Genomic DNA, 20,534 nt, shown 5'->3' with positions numbered 1-20,534 from the left:
TTATTTAGATTTCCTTCTTATCGTAACCAAAGTTCTTGATAAGGAAATCACTGTCTCTCCAGTCTTTCTTTACTTTTACCCAAAGCTTCAGATTCACTTTTGATTCCAGCATACGCTCAATCTCATATCTTGCATTACTTCCGATTTTCTTTAACATCGCACCCTGTTTGCCGATGATAATTCCTTTGTGAGATTCTCTTTCACAGATAATTGTCGCATCAATATCCACGATTGGATTTTTTCCCGGACGTGTTTTCATCCGGTCAATGGCAACTGCGATCCCATGCGGAATTTCCGCATCCAGTGCATGAAGTGCTTTCTCGCGGATGATCTCAGCCACGATCTGGCGCTGAGGCTGATCAGTAACTGTATCCTCGTCATAGAACATAGGACCGTAAGGCAGATATTTCAGGATACAACCGATAATATCCTGTGTATTCTGTCCACGCAGTGCGGAGCATGGGATAATCTCTGCGAAATCGCATACTTTTCGGTAGGTGTCAATAGCAGGAAGGATTTCTTCCTTTGATACAGTATCAATTTTGTTGATGATCAGGATTACCGGCACTCCGATTCCCTGAAGCTGTTCTGCAATATGACGCTCTCCTGCCCCGATAAAGGTACTTGGCTCTACCAGCCACATAATGGCATCTACCTCTTTTAAAGTTCGCTCTGCCACCTGGACCATATATTCTCCCAGCTTATTCTTTGCCTTGTGGATACCGGGAGTATCGAGAAATACGATCTGACCTTCGTCACAGGTATAAACGGTCTGGATACGGTTTCTGGTTGTCTGTGGTTTCTTGGATGTGATAGCGATCTTCTGTCCGATGAGATGATTCATCAGAGTAGATTTACCTACGTTTGGACGTCCGATAATCGCTACAAATCCGGATTTAAAATTTTCGTTCATTCTGTTCTTTCCTTTTTTAACAATTGATCAGTGGTTTCACTTCCATCAGTACATCAGAAGCCTCAGCCACCTTGCTCTCGCTTCCCACTACACAGATCTGATCTGCTGCCAGAACTGCCTCTATGATCTCGGCCAGTGCATGAATATCCTCTGCAGACGCATTCAGGATCTGATCACGTTCTTTCTGGAGCATCTCCTCTGTCACACCGCAGAAATATGCTGTCTTGGAAACAGAACCTTTCATCTGAGGTGTCCTGGGCACATCCTTTCCGCTGATGGTACCAATGATATATTTTGTCATCTCCCGCTCATCTGCCTGGAAATTACGGATATAATCCGGAATCCCCTTATATACATCCAGTGTACGTTTCAGATGAGGATCGCGGTAAGATACCAGATAGCTCTCACCATTCCTCTTAAATCCGCTCATGCATCCATATGCACCGCCCTTTACGCGCAGATTCATCCACAGATAATCATAACTTAAGATAACCTTCAGAATTTCCAGTGCACCTGTATATTCCAGGCCTTTTTTCTTAAAGTTACCAGTCTGAGCCACATACTGGACCTGTCCGGAAGTCTTAAATCCCTCATTCTTCTTTGTGCAGGTCAGCTTCTCTTCCGATTTCTCCACCGGCTCTGTGCCAAGTCCTGCCTTTACAGCTCCCGCCAGTTTCTGAACTGTCTCCAGGGACTCTCTCTCACCTGTATAACTGATCATAAAGTTCTCCGGACGGAGAATTTTTTTCATCAGTTTGCAAAGCTCTTCTACAGTTTCCTCTTTTCGCTGTTCAAAATCTTTTTCCAGTTTCTCGATAAACTGATAATATCCGATTCCCGCCATCTCATCCTGGAATGCAGCCATCGGAGAAGAATATGCCGCTGCTCTGAGTACAGCAGTGGAATGTCCGGCACCTGTCAGGTTTACCTGTGCCCTGGACTTCACAGATGCAACAATCTCATAGAGACGCTTGGTATCTTCCAGTTTCGAGCTGTTCAGGATCTCCCCAATCATTTTGAAAAGGAAATCCATTTTTTTATAGAGTGCCTTACCTCTTACAGAGAACATAGCCTGAAACTCTTCTGTAGAATCAGCTCTGTCAAAAACCTCTACCCCACAGTTGATACCGCCTGTATTGGCATTGATCTCATTAAACAGTTCTCCGTATGTGTAATGCTCTGTATCCACATATCCAAGTACGGATTTCAAAAGTCCCAGATAAGGAATCTGCTCAGGTGCGATACTGTCAGTCTTAAACATCAGATCTACATAACCGATGCCATTTGTGCATACATCATGGTAAAGGAACAGACTGTTGTCTACAGTTAATTCTTCATTTACGATCTTTGCAGCTTCCTTCTTAATATCGCTTCTCTTTAACATCGGAATGCACTCCAGTGCTTTTGGATCTTCGCCGGCTTCCTGATATGCTTCCAGTGCTTTCGTCTTCTCAACCATTGCATCCAGCTGTTCTTCAGAAAGACTGCTTCTGTATGCTTCCAGCTTCTCCTCCAGTTCTTTTTCACGCTGGGCTGCCAGACCTTTCTTCGGTATAAGAGTCATGATGCATCCATGGGGATTTTCAAGAAGATATTTACGGATCAGTTCTTCAAAATATCCTTCGTTTACTGCCTTTTTCAGGTTTTCAAAAACTGTAAGCTGCTGTACCTGTGCAAAGGGATTTCCTTTTTCATACAGCCAGTCTCCCAGAATATCCAGACTGTACATCAGTCCTTTTGGATAAGAGGAAAAATCAGCTTCACGATAACGGAATTCAAAGTAATTGATTCCAGCCTCTACAGCTTTCTTATCAATTCCATTCTTAACAATATCTCCCAGTACCTGTCTGATCACAGATACGAATTCTTCTTTTCTGTCCGGATTGGAACCTTTTGCAATTACTGTAAAATATGGCTGGAGAATACCATCATCATAAGATCCATAGACATCCTTGCCTGCTTTTACATCCAGAAGTGCCTGCTTTAACGGTGCTCCCGGTGCGCTTAACAGTGCGTAATCCAATACCTCAAATGCCATCGCCATCTGACTGTCCGCAGCATTTCCAACAACCATGTTATAAGAAAGATAGGTATTGTCCTCTTCTCCCTCATTCTCAGCAACCGGATACTCAAGAGTCACATCCCGGCATGCTCCGAATTCTTTCTGTTCCTGAATAACAGAATCCACATCCAGATAATCAAAATGCGACAGATAATGCTCATCCAGGAATGCCAGTTTCTCTTCCATATCCATATTTCCATACAGATAAATATAGCTGTTGGATGGATGGTAATAAGTTCTGTGGAAATTCAGGAAATTCTCATAGGTAAGATCCGGAATATTTTTCGGATCACCGCCTGATTCACATCCATAAGTGGTATCAGGGAAAAGGTGATTCATAATCTCCCGTTCCAGAACTTCATCCGGTGAGGAGAAAGCACCTTTCATCTCATTATATACAACACCGTTATATTTCAGCGGTCCTTCCTTCTGTTCCAGATGATAGTTCCAGCCTTCCTGACGGAAAATCTCTTCTCTTTTATAGATATTCGGATAAAATACCGCATCCAGATAAACATGCATCAGATTCTGAAAATCCTTATCATTGCAGCTGGCTACAGGATAGCAGGTTTTATCCGGATAAGTCATGGCATTCAGGAACGTATTCAGAGAACCCTTTACCAGTTCTACGAAAGGATCCTTTAATGGAAATTCCCTTGAACCGCAGAGTACACTGTGCTCCAGGATATGTGCCACACCTGTGCTGTCCTTAGGCGGTGTGCGGAATGCAATATTAAATACTTTATTCTCATCATCATTCTCGATCAGCATAACTCTTGCACCTGTTTTCTTATGGCGCAGAAGCCAGCCTGTAGAATGGATATCTGTCAGATTTTCTTCTGTCACAACTTCATAAGCCGTCAAATTTTCTTTGTTCATGTATGCCTCCAGTAATTTTTTTTTGGCTTTTCTTTATAATCCGCCTTCTCCCGGGAAATGTGCCTCATAAACTTCTCTTGCTGCCCTTGTTATCATTTCCAGTTCTTCCTGCATGTTGATTTCCTCCGGAAATGCAATGGCAGTGGTATAAATATCGTTCTGAATCTTACTCTTTGCACTTTTCTCACTGATATGGACAATCCCGCACAAGATCGTGTTATAGGCCTTATCCTTCTCGCAGAGTTCCATATAGGTTTTGACCATATGGCAGCATTCTCTGTAAAGCAGTTCTCTGTGAAGCTCACTTTTCTCCTGCATTTCTCTGAATTTCAGCCTGGTAAGATTTTTCCCGATTTCTTTTCTGGCCCTCTTTAAACCAAACAGCTTTCCCGCTGTATCCTTGTTATATTCCATTGCCATCCAAAGTGCCAGATATCCATCAGCACGTGTACCGGAGCCTGCCTCTGAAGGTTCTCCGTAACGCAGTTCCCACAGTTCCTTACGGACAGCATTTGCCTCCTCATCTTCACCTGCCGCAATAGACTGGTCAAGAAACATCTTTCTTTTCATCGGATCATGCTCTCTGTAATAAAGAGCAATTGTTGGTGTGTCTGTCATATATTTGTCCTTTCCGGTTACTTTATCTGCAACTGTCTGCTGCCTTTACAGTTACCTTTCTCTTACAATCCAAAACTCTACTTTCATGGCTCTTCATAGGTAAGCTCTGTTTCTGCCAGAGACAGTGCCTCTTCAATAACCTGATCCATATCCATGTAGCGATACATGCCAAGTCTTCCGCCAAAGATCACATTCTTCTCTTCCAGTGCGCGACGTTCATATTTGTCAAACAGTTCACTGTTCTTCGGGTCATTGACCGGATAGTACGGCTCTTTGCCTTTCTCCCATGCTGCCGGATATTCTCTGGTGATCACAGTCTTTGGCTGTGTACCAAATTCAAAATGTTTATGCTCGATGATCCTTGTATACGGAACTTCATAATCTGTATAATTGACAACCGCATTGCCCTGATAATTTCCCATATCCAGCACTTCTGTCTCAAATTTCAGTGATCTGTATTCCAGTTCTCCGTAACAATAGTCATAAAATTCATCGATCATACCTGTAAAGAGTACTTTATCTGCCTGTGCAGTCAGTTCTTCTCTGTTTGCAAAGAAATCTGTATTCAGACATACCTGTACACCCTCCAGAAGTTTCTTCACAATACGTGTATATCCACCTTTGGGGATTCCCTGATAAGGATCTTTGAAATAGTTATTATCATAAGTATAACGCAAAGGCAGTCTTTTTATGATAAATGCCGGCAGATCTTTACACTCCCTGCCCCACTGCTTCCTTGTATATCCCTCTACCAGTTTCTCATATACGTCCTGTCCAACCAGTGCAAGCGCCTGTTCCTCCAGGTTCTTCGGATGGGTAATGTGCATTCTTGCGATCTGTTCCTGTATCTTCGCTTTTGCCTCTGCAGGAGTACGTACTCCCCAGAGCTGATGGAAGGTATTCATATTAAACGGCAGATTATATAACTCATCCTTATAGACCGCGATCGGTGAATTTACAAAATGATTAAATTCTGCAAACTGATTGATATAATCCCACACCTGTTTTCTGGAAGTATGAAAGATATGTGCACCGTATCTGTGTACCTGGATCCCCTCTACTTCTTCTGTGTAAATATTACCGCCGATATGACCTCTCTTATCGATCACAAGGCATGTTTTCCCCCGTCTTGTGGCCTCATGTGCAAATACTGCACCAAAAAGGCCGGCTCCTACTATCAGATAATCATATTTCTTCATGTGCGACACCTTCTTCTTGTAATAATCAAGCGGATAAAATCATCCGCTTCGCTACTTGCTCATAACCGAATAACTGCTCCGCAGTTTATCAGGAGAAGTTTCTACTTCTCCTGATACAAGTAAGTCCCTACACACTACTTATTACTTTTCGCAACTTTCACAAGGGACTTACTTGATTCGGTTAAAAAAGCAGTAACGCTTTTTTGCGCTACTGCCATTATAACAAATTCATCCGAAAATGGATAGTCTTTCTATTCTATTATTTTCCTGTCACTTTATCAAACACATCTGTGATTTCTTTGGATGGTGCTTTTGTAGCCAGACTGAAGATAATGATCATCACAAGGCTGACAGCAAAACCTACAGCCAGAGAATAAAGTCCTGTATAAGAACCAAGAGTCTGTCCTGCTACAAACGGTATATAATCCCAGACGATAACTGTCAGACCACCGGAAACAATACCTGCAACTGCACCTGTAAGGTTTGTTCTTCTCCAGAACAGTGACATTACCACAGTCGGACCAAACGCTGCACCAAGACCGGCCCATGCATTGGATACCAGTCCCATGATACTGCTGTTCGGATTCCACGCGATCACAAATGCCAGAACAGACACCACGATAACCGTAAGTCTTGCAACTGCAAGGATTTCCTTTGAGTCTGCATCCTTCTTAATGAACTGATGATATAAATCCTCAGATGCTGCGGACGCTGTTACCAGAAGCTGTGAATCCGCTGTGGACATAATTGCCGCAAGAATACCGCAGAGGAAGATTCCTCCGATAAACGGAAGTCCCAGATGACTGGAAAACAGTTTATTGATCATCTCGATAAATACACTCTCTGAGGAAGATGCACCATTTTCACCAAGTACAGTCGGAAGCAGATATGCACGACCTATAATACCGATAAAGCACGCTGCTGTCAGAGAAAGGATATCCCACACGATTGCAATCGCACTGGATTTTTTTAATTCTTTCTCACTCTTTACAGCCATGAAGCGGGTAAGGATGTGAGGCATACCGCAGTATCCAAGTCCCCATGCAAGCTGGGAAAAGATTTCAACAAATGTATATGGGCGCTCTCCGTTCTCAAAAGGATTCAGGAAAGCTGCTGCTCCACCCGGTGCTCCGCTCTGTGTCAGAAGATCACTCAGACTTCCGCTCAGTGTCAGATATGCAACCAGCGGAACGATCAGAAGACCGATCAGCATCAGTGTTCCCTGTACAAAGTCAGTTACGCATACAGCCATAAATCCCCCCATAAATGTATAACAGAGGATAACTGCTGCACCAATTGCCAGAGCTATATGATAATCAATTCCAAATACTGTGTTAAAAAGTTTACCGCCCGCTGCCAGTGCAGAAGCTGTATAAACCAGGAAAAAGATTACAATCACGATGGATGAAAGCAATAACAGGATTCTCTTCTTATCCTGAAATCTGTTCTCAAAAAATGCCGGGATTGTAAGGGAATTGTTTGCTGCGATCGTATATTTACGAAGTCTGTGTGAAATACACACCCAGTTTAATACAGTTCCGATGAACAGACCTACAGCAATCCAGATCTGTCCTGTTCCCAGTGAATAAATTGCTCCCGGAAGTCCCATTAAGAGCCATCCGCTCATATCTGATGCCTGTGCTGAAAGAGCAGCTACCCATGCATTCAGTCCACGTCCGCCCAGAAAATAATCTTCCGAGCTGCTTGTTTTTTTCATATAAACCACACCAATGACTATCATAAGTAACAGATAGGCAACAAATGCGGACAATATGACCATTGTTGTACCACTCAAATTTACTCCTCCTTTTTTCTTCTTTTTTTCATACACTCTGGATTTGTCAAAGTATGTTCTGTTTCCTTCACATATTTATCCAAAAACAGAATACAGTCATTTTATATACTGCAAAAAGTAACCGGGTACCACTTCTGTACCCGGCTACTTTACCACATTACCTTAGCATCACGCAAGTGTATTTCTTGTTTTTCGACATTTTTCCGCCATTTTATGGAATTATTACTGTTACCGTCCGGCAAAGACCTTCACAGTAACTGTTTTATATTTTTACACCCAAACAGGTACTCTGTCAATCAGAAATTTATCTGTTCCTGTCTGCCAGCCTGTTTACATTCTCTTTTTGCTGTATGTTTTCTGCCTGCCAGAGCGTGTCTGAAAAATGCTTTACGCAAGATGTGCGTCACAATTTGTGGGAGATTTTGTTCGGATGAGGGCGTCGTAGTGGGCTACGACAACCGAATTCGGACAAAATATACCGCAAAGTGGGGCGTGCAGATTGCGGGAATGATTTTTCAGACACGCTCCAGGGCTTTATCTTTTTTCAGATAAACATTCTTAATATAGGAAATCAGTACCTCTTCCCCATGATCATTAAGTATCCGCAGCAGTCCCTCCAGATCTCTCTTTGTCTTCGGATGGATAAACCACAGCTTTTCCTTACCTTTCAGATAATAGTCCAGCGGCTGATGCTGATCATACTTATCCCCCAGATAATTTCTAGAAGCACTGATCCTGTCCATCACCATTTCCGCAATATATTTACGGGGCATGGGCACACCATTGATGATATGCTCATCTCCCGGTGCATAATCTACCCAGTACTCAAAATGATGTTTGTTGCGCCCTTTATGATGAAGCCAGGATTTTGATATTCCTGTATCTTCTCTTTCTGCATTGTTGGGACTTCTGTCTCCCTGATAGTATTTACATCCAACCAGAAATTCCACAGGTGCATATTTGGACAGGTCATGAAGCAGTCCCTGTTTATACATACCAGCCCGGAAACAGTAATGCATAACCAACAGCTTATGTCTGGTTATTGTTTTAAAGTGCAGCCACGGATGCATCTTTCTTCTCCTCCTCTACAGCCATCAGCACCACGATCGTACGCGGTGTGACCTTCAGCTTTTTACTATAAGTTTCCTGTTCCTGCTCCAGGAAACCATTCTCTTTCACAGCACTGGTATCAATCACTTTCTTCCATTTTCTATATCCTGCCAGATTAGGAAGCGCAAAAATACGATCTTCCCAGTGAAAGTTATATGCAACGTATATGGAAGCATCCTCGCTGCCGTCTGCCCGGTGCGCATAGGCGCCACAATACATAATTCCAAGCAGTCTGGATGTGTTCTCAGAATTCATATACCATGCGCGTTCTCCATGAAGGGAAACATCCGGCAGTCCCCTGGTCTGATAATCCACTCCGTACATTTCTCCCGGAACATGAAGAATCGGATGTTCTTTCCGGAAAGCAATGGCATTCTTTACAAACTGAAACAGGGATTCATTTTTCTTCAGTGCTTTCCAGTCAATCCATCCAACCTGATTATCCTGACAATAGGCATTATTATTTCCGTTCTGTGAATTTCCAAACTCATCCCCGCCATAGATCATAGGAACACCCTGACTGAGCAGCACCATAAGAAAAGCATTTCTGATCTGACGTTCTCTCATCTGTCTGATCTGCAGCCTTCTGCTTGGCCCTTCCACGCCACAGTTCCAGGAATAATTATAACTGCTGCCATCGTGATTATTCTCCTGATTTGCTTCATTATGTCTGTAATTATAGGTCACCATATCATTCATGGTAAAGCCATCCTGACAGGCCATATAATTGATAACTGCATAGGCATTGGGATTTCTTCTGATATGGTAAGCTGTCGCTGAAACCATATCCTCGTCACTTTTCAGAAAACGGCGCATATCCTGCAAAAATCCCGGATTATACTGTGCAATACATTTGTCTTCCGGTTTCTTCTTTTTCCGGATCTGGCTCTCATCAAAATCGTGAAACATCAGCCGGGTATCACTTAAAACCCCGTCATGCATCAGCAATTTGGCAGAAACTCCCTCACCCAATACATGAAATCCGTCTACATGATAGTAAAGTTTCCAGAACTGCAATGCCCTGAGTGCTGTCACAGGATTACATTCTCGTGAAAAATACATTTCCATGATACAGGCAATTCCGGCCTGATGCAGTTTTTTAATGAATGTTTTAAACTCTTTCTCCGGATCATCTGTTGCACAGTAAGATCTCTTGGGTGCAAAATAATAGCCATACATATATCCCCAGAAATTAACACGTCCCTGTGTATGCTTCTCAGATACCATTTTCTCAGATTCAGAATTCTTACAGGTACCGCTTTCCATAAATTCATATGCAGGCATCAGTTCAATTGTATTGATACCAAGCTCTTTCCAGTACGGGATCATTTCCTCCAGTGCCTGAAAAGTTCCCTTTGTACCGGTTATCGTCCGATTCGCTTTTGTATATCCGCGCACATGCAGTTTATAAAGGATCATTTCGTGATATGGAATAGCCGGATTTTTGTCGTTCTCCCAGTCAAAAACTTCTTTTTTAAGAAATCCTCCCCTGACTTTGTGCGGATTCGTACCCACCTCTGCACCAAAGCGTTCCCGTCCCAGAATCCTGTACGCACAGGGATCAGTATACACCTTTCCATTTATCAGAAAATTGTACTCGTACTCTTTCAGATTAAAATCCGGAATATACATTGCATATACATTTCCGGTTCTGTTTTCTTCTGTAAAAGGAATCTCCACATAAGGTTTTGCTGATCTCTTTTTGTAGAGAATCAGAGATGCTCTGCTGTCTTCCGGTACCTCAACTGCAAAGTTACAGCCATCTGCCAACGGATTTGCACCAGGCACAAGAGCCAGCCCCTTTTCTGTTTTCATCTTTCTGCTCTCAGCCATCTCTTTCTCTCCTTCATATTTTTTCTTGTTGCTCATTACACTTTTCAGAAACACTATACAACGCTATAATGTAATCTGAAGTTCTACCGGACAATGATCGGAACCCATAATTTCAGAATGGATTTCTGCGCCTTCAAGCTTATCCTTCAACTGTGGAGACGTGATAAAATAGTCAATTCTCCACCCTGCATTCTTCTCTCTTGCTTTAAATCTGTAAGACCACCAGGAATATCTGCCCTCTACATCCGGATAAAAATAACGGAATGTATCGATAAATCCACTCTCCAGCACCTTACCAAAGCATGCTCTCTCTTCATCTGTAAATCCGGCATTTTTCCGGTTGGTCTTAGGATTCTTCAGGTCGATCTCCTGATGTGCCACATTGAAATCCCCGCAGCAGATCACAGGCTTACTTTCCTGCAATTTCAACAAGTATGCCAGAAAATCCTCTTCCCAGTGCATACGGTATTCCAGTCTGCGCAGTTCACTCTGGGAATTTGGTGTATATACAGTCACCAGATAAAATTTTTCATATTCCAGGGTGATCACACGCCCTTCTTTGTCATGTTCCTCAATTCCAATTCCATACGCCACAGACAGTGGCTCTTTCTTTGTAAAAACAGCAGTTCCGGAATATCCCCGTCTGTTGGCATAATTCCAATACTGATAATATCCCGGAAGTTCCAGCTTCACCTGCCCCTGCTGGCATTTCGTTTCCTGCAGGCAGAAAATATCCGCATCAAGTGCTGCAAAGCTCTCTTCAAACCCTTTGCCAATGCATGCACGTATACCATTTACATTCCATGAGATTAATTTCATAATCAACTGATCCCCTTTGTTTTCTTATTAGCCCTGTTCAGCATTTGCTAACGATTCTCCCCTGAACGCTTCTGGTCTATTATAGCACGTTTCATGACTGTAAAAAACCTCTTTTTCTCCGGTTTCTGCTCATTGCATTTTTTTCCGGTTTCTGCTACAATGAACTGACATCAGATAAACATAGTCCCTGATAAATAAGAAAGAATGAGGAATATAAAATGAGTGACGAATTTACAGCTGGCGGATGTAACCCGAGTGACTGCGCTTCCTGCGGTGGTGGATGCAGTTCAGCCGGCGGATGCGATCCTGTTGAAAACCACAAGACAATCACCCTTACCATGGAAGACGATACAGAGGTAGAATGTGCGATCCTCACCGTTTTCCCGGTAGATGCGAAGGAATATATCGCACTTCTCCCACTTGATGAGAACGGTCAGAATGAAAACGGCGAGGTTTACCTCTACACATTTGCCCGTACTGAGAGCGGTGATCCGATGCTTTCCAACATCGAAAGCGATGAAGAATATGCAAAAGCTGCAGTTGCTTTTGACACAGTGCTTCAGAATGCAAAAGATTCTATGGATAAGATTGACTGATCTGTTAAAGAATTTCATATGTAAGACTAAAATAAGAACCATCATCATTTCATAAAATGTGTGATGGTTCTTATTTTTTATCTTATAGCAATTCCATAAAATAATGCAATCAAGACAGTTCAGCAGAGTGCGAGTTTCCTTATATAGCCCTCCTCGTAAATTATGTATATAAGAGAATTACTATACAGAATTTCGTCGCAAACTGCCATAAATACTACTATGAATAAAGGTTATATATCATAAACACTGCGCACTTTCAGTCCATCCGGCTTTCCATCGAGTATCTTCACTCTGTATTCTCCTGCATTCATGTCAAAATAATTATCTTCAAGAATCAGGTCATCATTCTCATTCCGGATTTCCACACTCTTTGCATATGCTTCTGCCTTAACAACTATCTCATCTCCGTCTACGCGCACAGCCAGTCCGGGATTCAGATAGTGGAAGTATTTCGGATAGGAAAAAATCACAGTTCCCTGAGAAATAATCTGATCATTTTCCCATGCCTCATAACTTACATATTCATTAAAACAGTCAATCTGGGGAAGTTCGACCTTATCCATCCATACAGCAGACAATGCCGGTACTTCCAGCCACTGTTCTTCCTCCCTCAGAATTGTGGCATCTGTCTTTCGCACTGCCCATTTCACCAGAACCCTGTGAGCATCCAGCGTTTCATTGGTCACATTCAGACGGATGGATTTTTCAAATTCAAAATGCTGACGGTTCATATCCGCTTCCACTGTCATCCAGCTCTGTTCTTCACAGGAAAGCATTACAGGCGCAAAGAATCTCTTCGCATAATAATGAAGCGCTTTCCAGCGTCCGTAATAATCAATGGATGACCAGGAAATAACCGGCCAACAGTCATTTAACTGCCAGTAGATTGCACCCATACAACGTCCCCGGTTTCTGCGGTAATGCTCGACTCCATATCGGATTCCATCTGCCTGGAGAAGCTGAGATGCATAAACAAAATCGCTGAAGTTCTCAGGATAACGGTATGCTGCCTGCATGTATTTGGCAATTTTTCCATTTCCTCCGTAATTTCTCTGATGTTTCTCCATCACATAAGAAAATGGATTCAATTCTTTCGGATCATCTGTTACTGTTTCAAGCGTTTTTACAGACGGGAATGACTGAAAACCAAACTCAGATGCATATCTGAAGAAATATTTACGATATTCTGAAAATGGCTTATTGCCATGCCATACTTCCCAATAATGCACATCTCCACGGTTCGGATCATTGGGTTCATCAAAGGAACCGCCTGATGACGGGCTTGCAGGCCAGTAGAAGGTATCCGGGTCGTATTCGCTGAGAACTTCCGGAATAATGCGCTCATACATAAACAGATAATCTCTCATTTCTGTCGGCTTTGTCACCCAGGTGCCCTGCTTTACAAACATTTCCATCTCATTGTTTCCGCACCACAGGGCAAGGGATGCATGATGACGGAGACGTTTGATATTATCAATAAATTCCTGACGGATATTTGCCTCAAACTCCGGTGTCAATTCATAGACAGAGCATGCAAACATAAAGTCCTGCCATACCATCAGCCCCAGTTCATCACAGAGATCAAAGAACCAGTCCTCAGGATAATAGCCGCCGCCCCAGACACGTACTGTATTAAAGTTCGCTCTCTTGCACTGAAGAAGTAATTCTCTGGTACGTTCTCTGGATGTTCTCTGCAGAAGATTGTCCTCAGGGATATAGTCAGCGCCCATGGCAAAGACCTGATAACCGTTTACTTCATGAGCAAAGCTCTCGCCCCACTGGTCTTTCTCTCTATGCATGGTCAGCGCACGGAGACCGATTTTTCTGCACCAGGTGTCTACAATCTTATCTCCGGCTTTCAGGTCTACCTGCACCTGATATAACGGCTGTTCTCCCAGTCCATTTGGCCACCAGAGCTGCGGATTTTCAATCTCCATTTCATCCGGACAGTCATCCCATATGGTTTTTGTTCCATTCGGTGCAGTTACAGTCACCTGATATTCCAGTGCCTGTGCACCTTCATACCCATCTGCTTCGCTCTCTTCCTCATCAACAGTCTCCACATCTACTTCCGGAACCAGCAGGACTTTGCCATCCTTATGTACCTGACGGATATACACGCTGTCCAGTCTGGCAGTTTCAATTCCCAGAAGTGTTACAGGACGGAAGATACCTCCATCCGGCAGACATGCACCCCAGTCCCAGCCGCACATATAGTGAGCTTTGCGCAGATGCATAAATCCCTCAATTGTGTCTTCATTTCCCCTGTTTTTATATTTCTTAAATGCCTCTGCCATGAACTTCAACGGAGAGCGAATGATAACGCGTAAGGTATTTTTGCCGTTTTCAAGCAGCTCTCCTACCGGGAATTCCCAGATTCTGTGCATGTTATCAACTTTTCCAAGACAACATCCATTCAGATAGATGTCCGCAATCGTATCAATCCCGTCAAATCTCAGGATCACTTCCTGACAATCTTTAAACTGCGCTTCTTCATAATTAAATACCGTTCTGTATTCATAATCCTCCTCCATCAGTGCTTTCGCCTGATATTCATTATCCCCAAAGAACGGATCCGGCATCTTTCCGGTCTTAAGAAGTGCCGCATAAATATCCCCCGGAATCTGTGCCGGAATCCAGTCCAGTTGTCTGATATTGCACAACTGCCAGTTTTCATGAAGCTGTAATTTTATCATTTGTCTTATCCCTCTTTGATTATTTTTTACATATGTTTGCATTCAACTATATATATAATATCATACTGCCCTTTTCTAAATCAACTCTGCAAAAGAAATCATTACTGTTCACTCCGTTCACAGTAACCCGTTTACAGTAACAGGAAATCTTTTGCTTGACATTCCCGGAAATTCTATGCACAATAAAGGGAACAGAAACTATGATGTATGGAGTATATAGAAATGAAAGAAAAGTTATATACCATTCCACTTAATGATGCGGTAAATGCCAGTGATGAGTGTCCTTTCTGTTTTATTGAGCGGGAACTGGAGCAGAACTCGCTGGATTTTGTACTGGGTAACAGTTCTTCTTATATGGAAAGTGACATCCGGGATCAGACGGATAAGGCGGGATTTTGCAGGGTACATATGAAGAAAATGTTTGATTATGGGAATACTCTTGGGAATGCATTGATTCTTCAGACTCATTATCATAAACTTCGGGAAGAGATGAGAAAGCAGTTTGATTCTTTTTCACCCGGAAAATCCTCGGTCCTCGCGCGTTTCCGCCGTTCAGATTCCAGCGCAGATAAGAATCCGATTGCTGCATGGACTGCTTTTAAGGATTGCAGCTGTTTTATCTGTCAGAATATTGAGGATACATTTAAACGGTATGTGGAAACTTTTTTCTGGCTGTATCGGCAGGATAATGAATTTAAAAATAAAATTCTGCGCAGTAAAGGCTTCTGTCTGCATCACTTCGGGATTCTGTGCAACGGTGCAGATAAATATCTGAATGATAAAGAAAAGGCTGAGTTTTATCCTGCCATGTTCAGGCTGATGGATGAAAACTTCCAGCGTATGGAAGAAGATCTGGTATGGCTGTCAGATAAGTTTGATTACAGAAATAAGGATGCTGACTGGAAAAACTCCAAAGATGCGCTCCAGCGTGGAATGCAGAAACTTCGCAGCGGATACCCGGCAGATCCGGTGCATAAGGCAAAATAAAAAATTCTCTCTTAACATTTATGAACCAATATACTTCATGATCATTTGTTAAGAGAGAATTTTTTATTACATTACAACTCCATCAATTTCTATATCAGCATCCACATCCTGCGTATAGTCGATATCTTCATATCGGAATCCAAACATATGATAGAAATCTTCCCAGTAACCATCAATATCGCAATATTCCTTTACAGTGTCTGTAGTAACAGCTTTCCAGCATTTTTTTACTTCTTCCTGAATCTCCGGCGTCAGTTCGTAATCATCCATACGAATGAAACCATTCTCATCTGTCTGGAAGCCTGTTGGGGTATAGAGTTTCTGTGTAAAAAGCCTTGCGATCTGCTGAATACAGTTTTCATGATTTCCGGCCCTTTTCATAACTTTATAAAGAATAGCAAAATACAGCGGTACAACCGGAATAGCTGCACTTGCCTGAGTTACCAGACCTTTGTTTACAGAAATTACTGCGCGGACATCCGGATGTGCCTGATTAATCTCTGACATTGTTTTCTGTAAGTGCTGTTTGGCAGTTCCAATGGTTCCATGATAGTAGATTGGATAAGTCAGTTCCGGTCCGATGTAGGAATATGCTACGGTTACTGCATTCTCAGTCAGTACATCTGCCGCTTTCAGTGCATCAATCCAGTCTGCCCAGTCTTCACCGCCCATAACCTTTACAGTACTTAAAACTTCTTCCTCTGTAGCAGGTTCTACTGTTTTCTCTGTGATCTCATTATTTCTCAGATCCAGACTCTTCTCTGTAAATGGCTCATCTGTAGTTTTCAGACAGGAAGACCAGGTCTTTCCTTCTGCATCTGTACGTCTCGGTGCTGCCAGGCTGTAGACTACCAGGTCCACTTTTCCAAGATCCTGTTTGATCAGTTCAATCGCCTTCTCCTTGATTTCCTTTGAAAAAGCATCTCCGTTAATGGTCTTTGCATAAACACCTTTCCCGGAAGCCAGTCTGTGAAACTCTGCTGTATTATACCATCCGGGTGTAGCTGTCCTTCTGCCATTTGCCTGACGTTCAAACATGATTCCAAGAGTATCAGCACCACAGTTTTCCAGTGCACAGATACGGGATGCGAGGCCGTAGCCTGTAGAACATCCGATGATCAGTGCTTTTTTTGTTCCGTTTACCATTCCCTGTTTACAGGCGTAATCTGCCTGGTTGCGCACACTCTCTGCACATCCCTGCGGATGTGCGGTTGTACAGATATATTCTCTTACTTTTGGCTCGATGATCATAACTTTTCTCCCTGAATTTATTTCTTTGCCTGATATTTTTTAGTCAAGCGGATAAAATCATCCGCTTCGTTACTTGTTCATAATCGAATAACTGCTCCGCAGTATATACGCTTGAATTGTATGTATTGCAAATATTTTGAATCTCAAAATATTATAACAAAGAAAAAGCAGAACGTAAAGTAAAAATCTCAGATTCTTCCCTATGTTCTACTTTTTTTACATTCTGGCTCTGATTTCATCTATAAACTTTGTGAAATATGCTCCGCCAGAACATTACATTACTTTTACCCACTATTTCGCAGTAGTACTTCCAAATCCACCATTGCGGATTTCTGTAGCATCATCATCTACCGTGATTCCGTACTCTACAAAGATTCCCTGCATGAATCCTGTATCTGCCGGAATTGTCAAAGTTTTGTTTTCATTGGAATCATTTGTGATCTTTGAAAAAATGTGGCCTTCGTTATCTGAATAGAAATAATCACTGTCAATGATACCAACTGTGTTGTTAAGCTGAAGACGGTATTTAAATCCCAGTCCGCTTCTCGGATAACATTTCAGCACCCATTCCGGCTGCATTTCCACCCGGATTCCTGTCGGGATCTTTACTGTTTCGCCTGGCTTCAGAGTAAATTCTGCCGGTGCGAAAAAGTCATAGCCGGCACTTCCTGCTGTCGCTCTCTTCGGCAGACGGATAGCCTCGTATACTTTCTCTGCTTCTTCCTGAGACTGTGCGAAGGTATCGATCCAGTCTGCTGTGAAGCGTTCTTTGCTTACTTTATGAAATTTCGCGATTCGTTTCATCTGTTTTCCTCCTGTCTGGTCATGCAAAGCTGACACTCCTGCTTCGCAGTACACTCATAGCTGAATATTTGGTTACTGTTCACACACCACTATCCCGAGACAATATTTGTGATCATCACTGACTGATTCAGTAAAAAAGCAGTTCAGGTACACCTGACGCATACTTGAACTGCCTGTATATTTCTTATTTATGCAATACGACTTTTCCTTCATGAAGAGTTTTGGGAACATCGATCACTCTCTGATTGCTGGAACCTTTCCATTTCAGGGAAAGTTCTTTCTTGTCCACCTCAAATTCACCGTCTACACAGACATCCAGATAACGCACAATCTCTTCTTTGCGGATCTCCTCCCAGAGGAAACCTGTATAAAGCCAGATTGTTTTACCAGGATATCTCTTTCTGATCTCCTTCGCAAAGGCTGTTACCTCAGTGATATTTGCCGGGTGCAGTGGATCTCCACCTGAAAAGGTAATTCCGCTCACATAATCCTTATCCAGTTCCGCAAAAATCTCCTTGCGTTCTGCCTCACCGAAAGGCAGTCCGCCGTTTGGATCCCAGGTGACAGGATTCTGGCACTCCGGACAGCAGTGATTGCATCCTGCCACCCAGAGCACTACACGAAGTCCGTCGCCATTAAGCATATCGTCCTTGGTAATATTGTGATATCTCATAATTTTTTACGCTTCTTCCGGTACGTCCTTCATGCTGAAGCTGATTCTTCCCATCTTGTCTTTGCCAAGGCAGATAACCTTAACTTTATCACCAAGTGTGAGAACATCCTCAACACGATTGATTCTTTCTTTACAGATCTTGGAAATGTGTACCATTCCCTCTTTACCCGGTGCAAATTCAACGAATGCACCAAACTCTTTGATGCTGACAACTTTACCTGTAAAGATCTGTCCTGCTTCAAAATCAGTTGCAATGATCTTAACCATGTTAGCTGCCTCATCCATGCTCTTCTGATCAACTCCACAGATAGATACCGCACCTTCGTCTGTGATATCGATCTTAACACCTGTACGCTCGATGATCGTATTGATAGTCTTTCCTCTCTGACCTACAACATCACCGATCTTCTGAGGATCGATCTGGATCTGGATGATCTTCGGAGCATATTCGCCTACAGCTGTACGGGGAGCTGCGATGCATTTCTCCATAACTTCTGTCAGGATATATTCTCTAGCTTCTTTTGTACGTCTGATTGCTTCTTCTACGATCGGTCTTGTCAGTCCATGGATCTTGATATCCATCTGGATTGCTGTGATACCGTCATGAGTTCCGGCTACCTTGAAGTCCATATCTCCGAAGAAGTCTTCAAGTCCCTGGATATCTGTCAGAACGATGTAATCATCATCTGTATCGCCTGTTACCAGACCACAGGAAATACCTGCTACCGGTTTTTTGATCGGTACACCGGCTGCCATCAGAGACATTGTGGATGCACAGATACTTGCCTGAGAAGTAGAACCATTGGATTCAAATGTCTCAGATACAGTACGGATCGCATATGGGAATTCCTCTTCGCTTGGAAGTACAGGAACTAATGCTCTTTCAGCAAGTGCACCATGTCCGATCTCACGACGTCCCGGTCCTCTGGATGGTTTTGTCTCACCTACAGAATAGGACGGGAAATTGTAGTGATGCATATATCTCTTTGAAGTTTCAAATTCGTCAAGTCCGTCAAGCTTCTGTGCTTCTGCAAGAGGAGCCAGAGTTGTGATGGTACAGATCTGTGTCTGTCCACGTGTGAACATAGCAGAACCATGTACTCTCGGGATAATATCTGTCTCTGCTGCCAGAGGACGGATCTGAGTAATGGCACGACCATCAGGACGTTTGTGGTCTTTTAAGATCATCTTGCGGACAGTCTTCTTCTGGTACTGATATACAGCCTCGCCCAGAACTGCAAGCCACTCTTCCTTGTCGGCAAAAGCTTCTTTCAGTTTCTCTGTTACCTGACGGATATTTTCTTCTCTTGTCTGTTTATCGTCAGAGAATACGGCAACTTCCATTTCTGCCGGAGGTACGACCTCTTTGATCGCTGCGAAGAGTTCTTCCGGAACTGCACATGATTCATAGCTGTGTTTCGGTTTTCCGCATTCTTCTACGATCTTATCGATAAATTTGATGATTTCCTGGTTTACTTCATGAGCTTTGTAGATAGCTTCGATCATCTTGTCTTCCGGAACTTCTTTTGCGCCGGCTTCGATCATGATTACTTTCTCTCTTGTGGAAGCTACTGTAAGCTGAAGGTCAGATACATCTTTCTGTGCCATGGTAGGGTTGATGATATATTCACCATTGATCAGACCAACCTGTGTGGTAGCACACGGACCATCAAACGGAATATCGGAAATGCAGGTTGCAATAGAGGAACCAAGCATAGCCGGAATCTCCGGATTACACTCAGGATCAACAGACATAACCATGTTTACCAGTGTTACGTCGTTTCTGTAGTCCTTCGGAAACAGAGGACGCATTGGTCTGTCGATCACGCGGGAAGTAAGGATTGCATGCTCGCTTGCTTTTCCCTCTCTCTTGTTAAATCCTCCTGGGATTTTGCCTACTGCATACATTTTCTCTTCATATTCAACGCTTAACGGGAAGAAATCAATTCCTTCTCTTGGCTCTTTGGATGCTGTTGCTGTAGATAAAACTGTAGTATCACCATAGTGCATTAATGCTGCACCGTTTGCCTGTTTTGCAACGCGGTTGATATCTACTGTCAAGGTTCTTCCGGCTAATTCCATGGAATAACTTTTGTACATATGTTCATTCTCCTTTTTTCATATTCTGGTTATTATTTTTTCAAATCTTTCTGTGAATTTTTGCCTTCCCCCAATCAGGACAGATATTCCTGTATCAGACGGCAATTTTCAAATTTACATGGTATTACAATGTCACATTAAAACAGGAGTCCGAAACAACTGAAAAAACTACTTTTTCAGTTATTTTGCAAAATAATCT

At 42.8% G+C, this 20,534-nt stretch carries 16 protein-coding genes and 1 pseudogene; 3 read left to right on the top strand and 14 right to left on the bottom strand.

Going from position 1 to position 20,534, the window contains the following annotated elements; all coding sequences use genetic code 11:
* Positions 1-4: 4 nt before the first annotated feature.
* The 6 genes from era to ACESZG_RS09720 form a co-directional block, all read right to left on the bottom strand.
* The gene (era, locus tag ACESZG_RS09745) at positions 5-913 is read right to left on the bottom strand and encodes a GTPase Era (protein ID WP_008707556.1); all 909 of its coding nucleotides are present in this window, start codon (positions 911-913) and stop codon (positions 5-7) included.
* Between the two features lie 16 nt (positions 914-929).
* Complete coding sequence (locus ACESZG_RS09740) at positions 930-3,854, bottom strand: insulinase family protein (RefSeq protein ID WP_373218052.1); 2,925 nt, start codon at positions 3,852-3,854, stop codon at positions 930-932.
* 33 nt (positions 3,855-3,887) lie between these two features.
* The gene (locus ACESZG_RS09735) at positions 3,888-4,472 is read right to left on the bottom strand and encodes a DUF6553 family protein (protein ID WP_055053695.1); all 585 of its coding nucleotides are present in this window, start codon (positions 4,470-4,472) and stop codon (positions 3,888-3,890) included.
* Positions 4,473-4,555: 83 nt separating this feature from the next.
* Positions 4,556-5,671 carry a UDP-galactopyranose mutase gene (gene glf, locus ACESZG_RS09730; protein ID WP_008707561.1) on the bottom strand — a complete coding sequence of 372 codons (1,116 nt, stop codon included), beginning with the start codon at positions 5,669-5,671 and terminating at the stop codon, positions 4,556-4,558.
* A gap of 259 nt (positions 5,672-5,930) precedes the next feature.
* Entirely contained in the window at positions 5,931-7,466 is a 1,536-nt protein-coding gene (gene putP / locus ACESZG_RS09725) for a sodium/proline symporter PutP (RefSeq protein ID WP_368210569.1), read from the bottom strand.
* A gap of 387 nt (positions 7,467-7,853) precedes the next feature.
* Positions 7,854-7,943: a DUF6783 domain-containing protein gene (locus ACESZG_RS09720; RefSeq protein ID WP_329288283.1), complete on the bottom strand. Its 90-nt coding sequence runs from the start codon at positions 7,941-7,943 to the stop codon at positions 7,854-7,856.
* Between ACESZG_RS09720 and ACESZG_RS09715 the strand changes: the two are divergent.
* A pseudogene (locus ACESZG_RS09715) lies at positions 7,902-8,018 on the top strand (DUF6783 domain-containing protein); the annotation flags it as partial. The gene ACESZG_RS09720 and the pseudogene ACESZG_RS09715 sit on opposite strands and share 42 nt — an antisense overlap.
* Here ACESZG_RS09715 and ACESZG_RS09710 read toward each other — a convergent pair.
* The 3 genes from ACESZG_RS09710 to ACESZG_RS09700 form a co-directional block, all read right to left on the bottom strand.
* A complete protein-coding gene (locus ACESZG_RS09710) occupies positions 7,982-8,536 on the bottom strand; it encodes a DUF5662 family protein (RefSeq protein ID WP_025577200.1) in 555 nt (184 codons plus the stop codon). The pseudogene ACESZG_RS09715 and the gene ACESZG_RS09710 overlap by 37 nt on opposite strands.
* Complete coding sequence (locus ACESZG_RS09705; RefSeq protein ID WP_368210571.1) at positions 8,514-10,409, bottom strand: Type II secretory pathway, pullulanase PulA and related glycosidase; 1,896 nt, start codon at positions 10,407-10,409, stop codon at positions 8,514-8,516. The genes ACESZG_RS09710 and ACESZG_RS09705 overlap by 23 nt, the downstream gene beginning before the upstream one ends.
* Before the next feature lie 63 nt (positions 10,410-10,472).
* Positions 10,473-11,228 (bottom strand): exodeoxyribonuclease III, encoded by a 756-nt coding sequence (locus ACESZG_RS09700; RefSeq protein ID WP_055053692.1) that lies wholly within the window; start codon positions 11,226-11,228, stop codon positions 10,473-10,475.
* Positions 11,229-11,446: 218 nt separating this feature from the next.
* Here ACESZG_RS09700 and ACESZG_RS09695 point away from each other — a divergent pair, with 218 nt between their 5' ends.
* Entirely contained in the window at positions 11,447-11,824 is a 378-nt protein-coding gene (locus tag ACESZG_RS09695; RefSeq protein WP_173706518.1) for a DUF1292 domain-containing protein, read from the top strand.
* Positions 11,825-12,054: 230 nt separating this feature from the next.
* Here the strand turns inward: ACESZG_RS09695 and ACESZG_RS09690 are convergent, their stop codons facing one another.
* On the bottom strand, positions 12,055-14,520 hold the full coding sequence (locus ACESZG_RS09690; protein ID WP_118521220.1) for a glycoside hydrolase family 2 protein: 2,466 nt from the start codon (positions 14,518-14,520) through the stop codon (positions 12,055-12,057).
* 222 nt (positions 14,521-14,742) lie between these two features.
* On the opposite strand from ACESZG_RS09690, the gene ACESZG_RS09685 reads away from it, so the two are divergent.
* Positions 14,743-15,507, top strand: a complete 765-nt coding sequence (locus ACESZG_RS09685; protein WP_025577189.1) for a DUF6062 family protein — start codon at positions 14,743-14,745, stop codon at positions 15,505-15,507.
* Positions 15,508-15,573: 66 nt separating this feature from the next.
* On the opposite strand, the gene fabV is transcribed toward ACESZG_RS09685, so the two are convergent.
* From fabV to ACESZG_RS09665, 4 genes are all read right to left on the bottom strand, one after another.
* Complete coding sequence (gene fabV, locus ACESZG_RS09680; RefSeq protein WP_118614372.1) at positions 15,574-16,758, bottom strand: enoyl-ACP reductase FabV; 1,185 nt, start codon at positions 16,756-16,758, stop codon at positions 15,574-15,576.
* 291 nt (positions 16,759-17,049) lie between these two features.
* Positions 17,050-17,562 carry a deoxyuridine 5'-triphosphate nucleotidohydrolase gene (locus tag ACESZG_RS09675; RefSeq protein ID WP_008707572.1) on the bottom strand — a complete coding sequence of 171 codons (513 nt, stop codon included), beginning with the start codon at positions 17,560-17,562 and terminating at the stop codon, positions 17,050-17,052.
* 184 nt (positions 17,563-17,746) lie between these two features.
* Complete coding sequence (gene nrdG / locus ACESZG_RS09670) at positions 17,747-18,235, bottom strand: anaerobic ribonucleoside-triphosphate reductase activating protein (RefSeq protein WP_118614370.1); 489 nt, start codon at positions 18,233-18,235, stop codon at positions 17,747-17,749.
* Positions 18,236-18,241: 6 nt separating this feature from the next.
* Complete coding sequence (locus ACESZG_RS09665; RefSeq protein ID WP_026648524.1) at positions 18,242-20,335, bottom strand: polyribonucleotide nucleotidyltransferase; 2,094 nt, start codon at positions 20,333-20,335, stop codon at positions 18,242-18,244.
* Positions 20,336-20,534 lie beyond the last annotated feature (199 nt).

Origin of the sequence: Blautia sp. Marseille-P2398 (genome assembly GCF_964240315.1) — a bacterium.
GTDB classification, from domain to species: domain Bacteria; phylum Bacillota; class Clostridia; order Lachnospirales; family Lachnospiraceae; genus Blautia_A; species Blautia_A wexlerae.
This window is presented reverse-complemented; position numbering and strand designations above follow the sequence as displayed.

Bases quoted from the DNA above. Each gene is read 5' to 3' on its own strand.
- era (WP_008707556.1), bottom strand. From the start codon at position 913: ATGAACGAAAATTTTAAATCCGGATTTGTAGCGATTATCGGACGTCCA.
- ACESZG_RS09740 (WP_373218052.1), bottom strand. From the start codon at position 3,854: ATGAACAAAGAAAATTTGACGGCTTATGAAGTTGTGACAGAAGAAAAT.
- ACESZG_RS09735 (WP_055053695.1), bottom strand. From the start codon at position 4,472: ATGACAGACACACCAACAATTGCTCTTTATTACAGAGAGCATGATCCG.
- glf (WP_008707561.1), bottom strand. From the start codon at position 5,671: ATGAAGAAATATGATTATCTGATAGTAGGAGCCGGCCTTTTTGGTGCA.
- ACESZG_RS09710 (WP_025577200.1), bottom strand. From the start codon at position 8,536: ATGCATCCGTGGCTGCACTTTAAAACAATAACCAGACATAAGCTGTTG.
- ACESZG_RS09705 (WP_368210571.1), bottom strand. From the start codon at position 10,409: ATGGCTGAGAGCAGAAAGATGAAAACAGAAAAGGGGCTGGCTCTTGTG.
- ACESZG_RS09700 (WP_055053692.1), bottom strand. From the start codon at position 11,228: ATGAAATTAATCTCATGGAATGTAAATGGTATACGTGCATGCATTGGC.
- ACESZG_RS09695 (WP_173706518.1), top strand. From the start codon at position 11,447: ATGAGTGACGAATTTACAGCTGGCGGATGTAACCCGAGTGACTGCGCT.
- ACESZG_RS09690 (WP_118521220.1), bottom strand. From the start codon at position 14,520: ATGATAAAATTACAGCTTCATGAAAACTGGCAGTTGTGCAATATCAGA.
- ACESZG_RS09685 (WP_025577189.1), top strand. From the start codon at position 14,743: ATGAAAGAAAAGTTATATACCATTCCACTTAATGATGCGGTAAATGCC.
- fabV (WP_118614372.1), bottom strand. From the start codon at position 16,758: ATGATCATCGAGCCAAAAGTAAGAGAATATATCTGTACAACCGCACAT.
- ACESZG_RS09675 (WP_008707572.1), bottom strand. From the start codon at position 17,562: ATGAAACGAATCGCGAAATTTCATAAAGTAAGCAAAGAACGCTTCACA.
- nrdG (WP_118614370.1), bottom strand. From the start codon at position 18,235: ATGAGATATCACAATATTACCAAGGACGATATGCTTAATGGCGACGGA.
- ACESZG_RS09665 (WP_026648524.1), bottom strand. From the start codon at position 20,335: ATGTACAAAAGTTATTCCATGGAATTAGCCGGAAGAACCTTGACAGTA.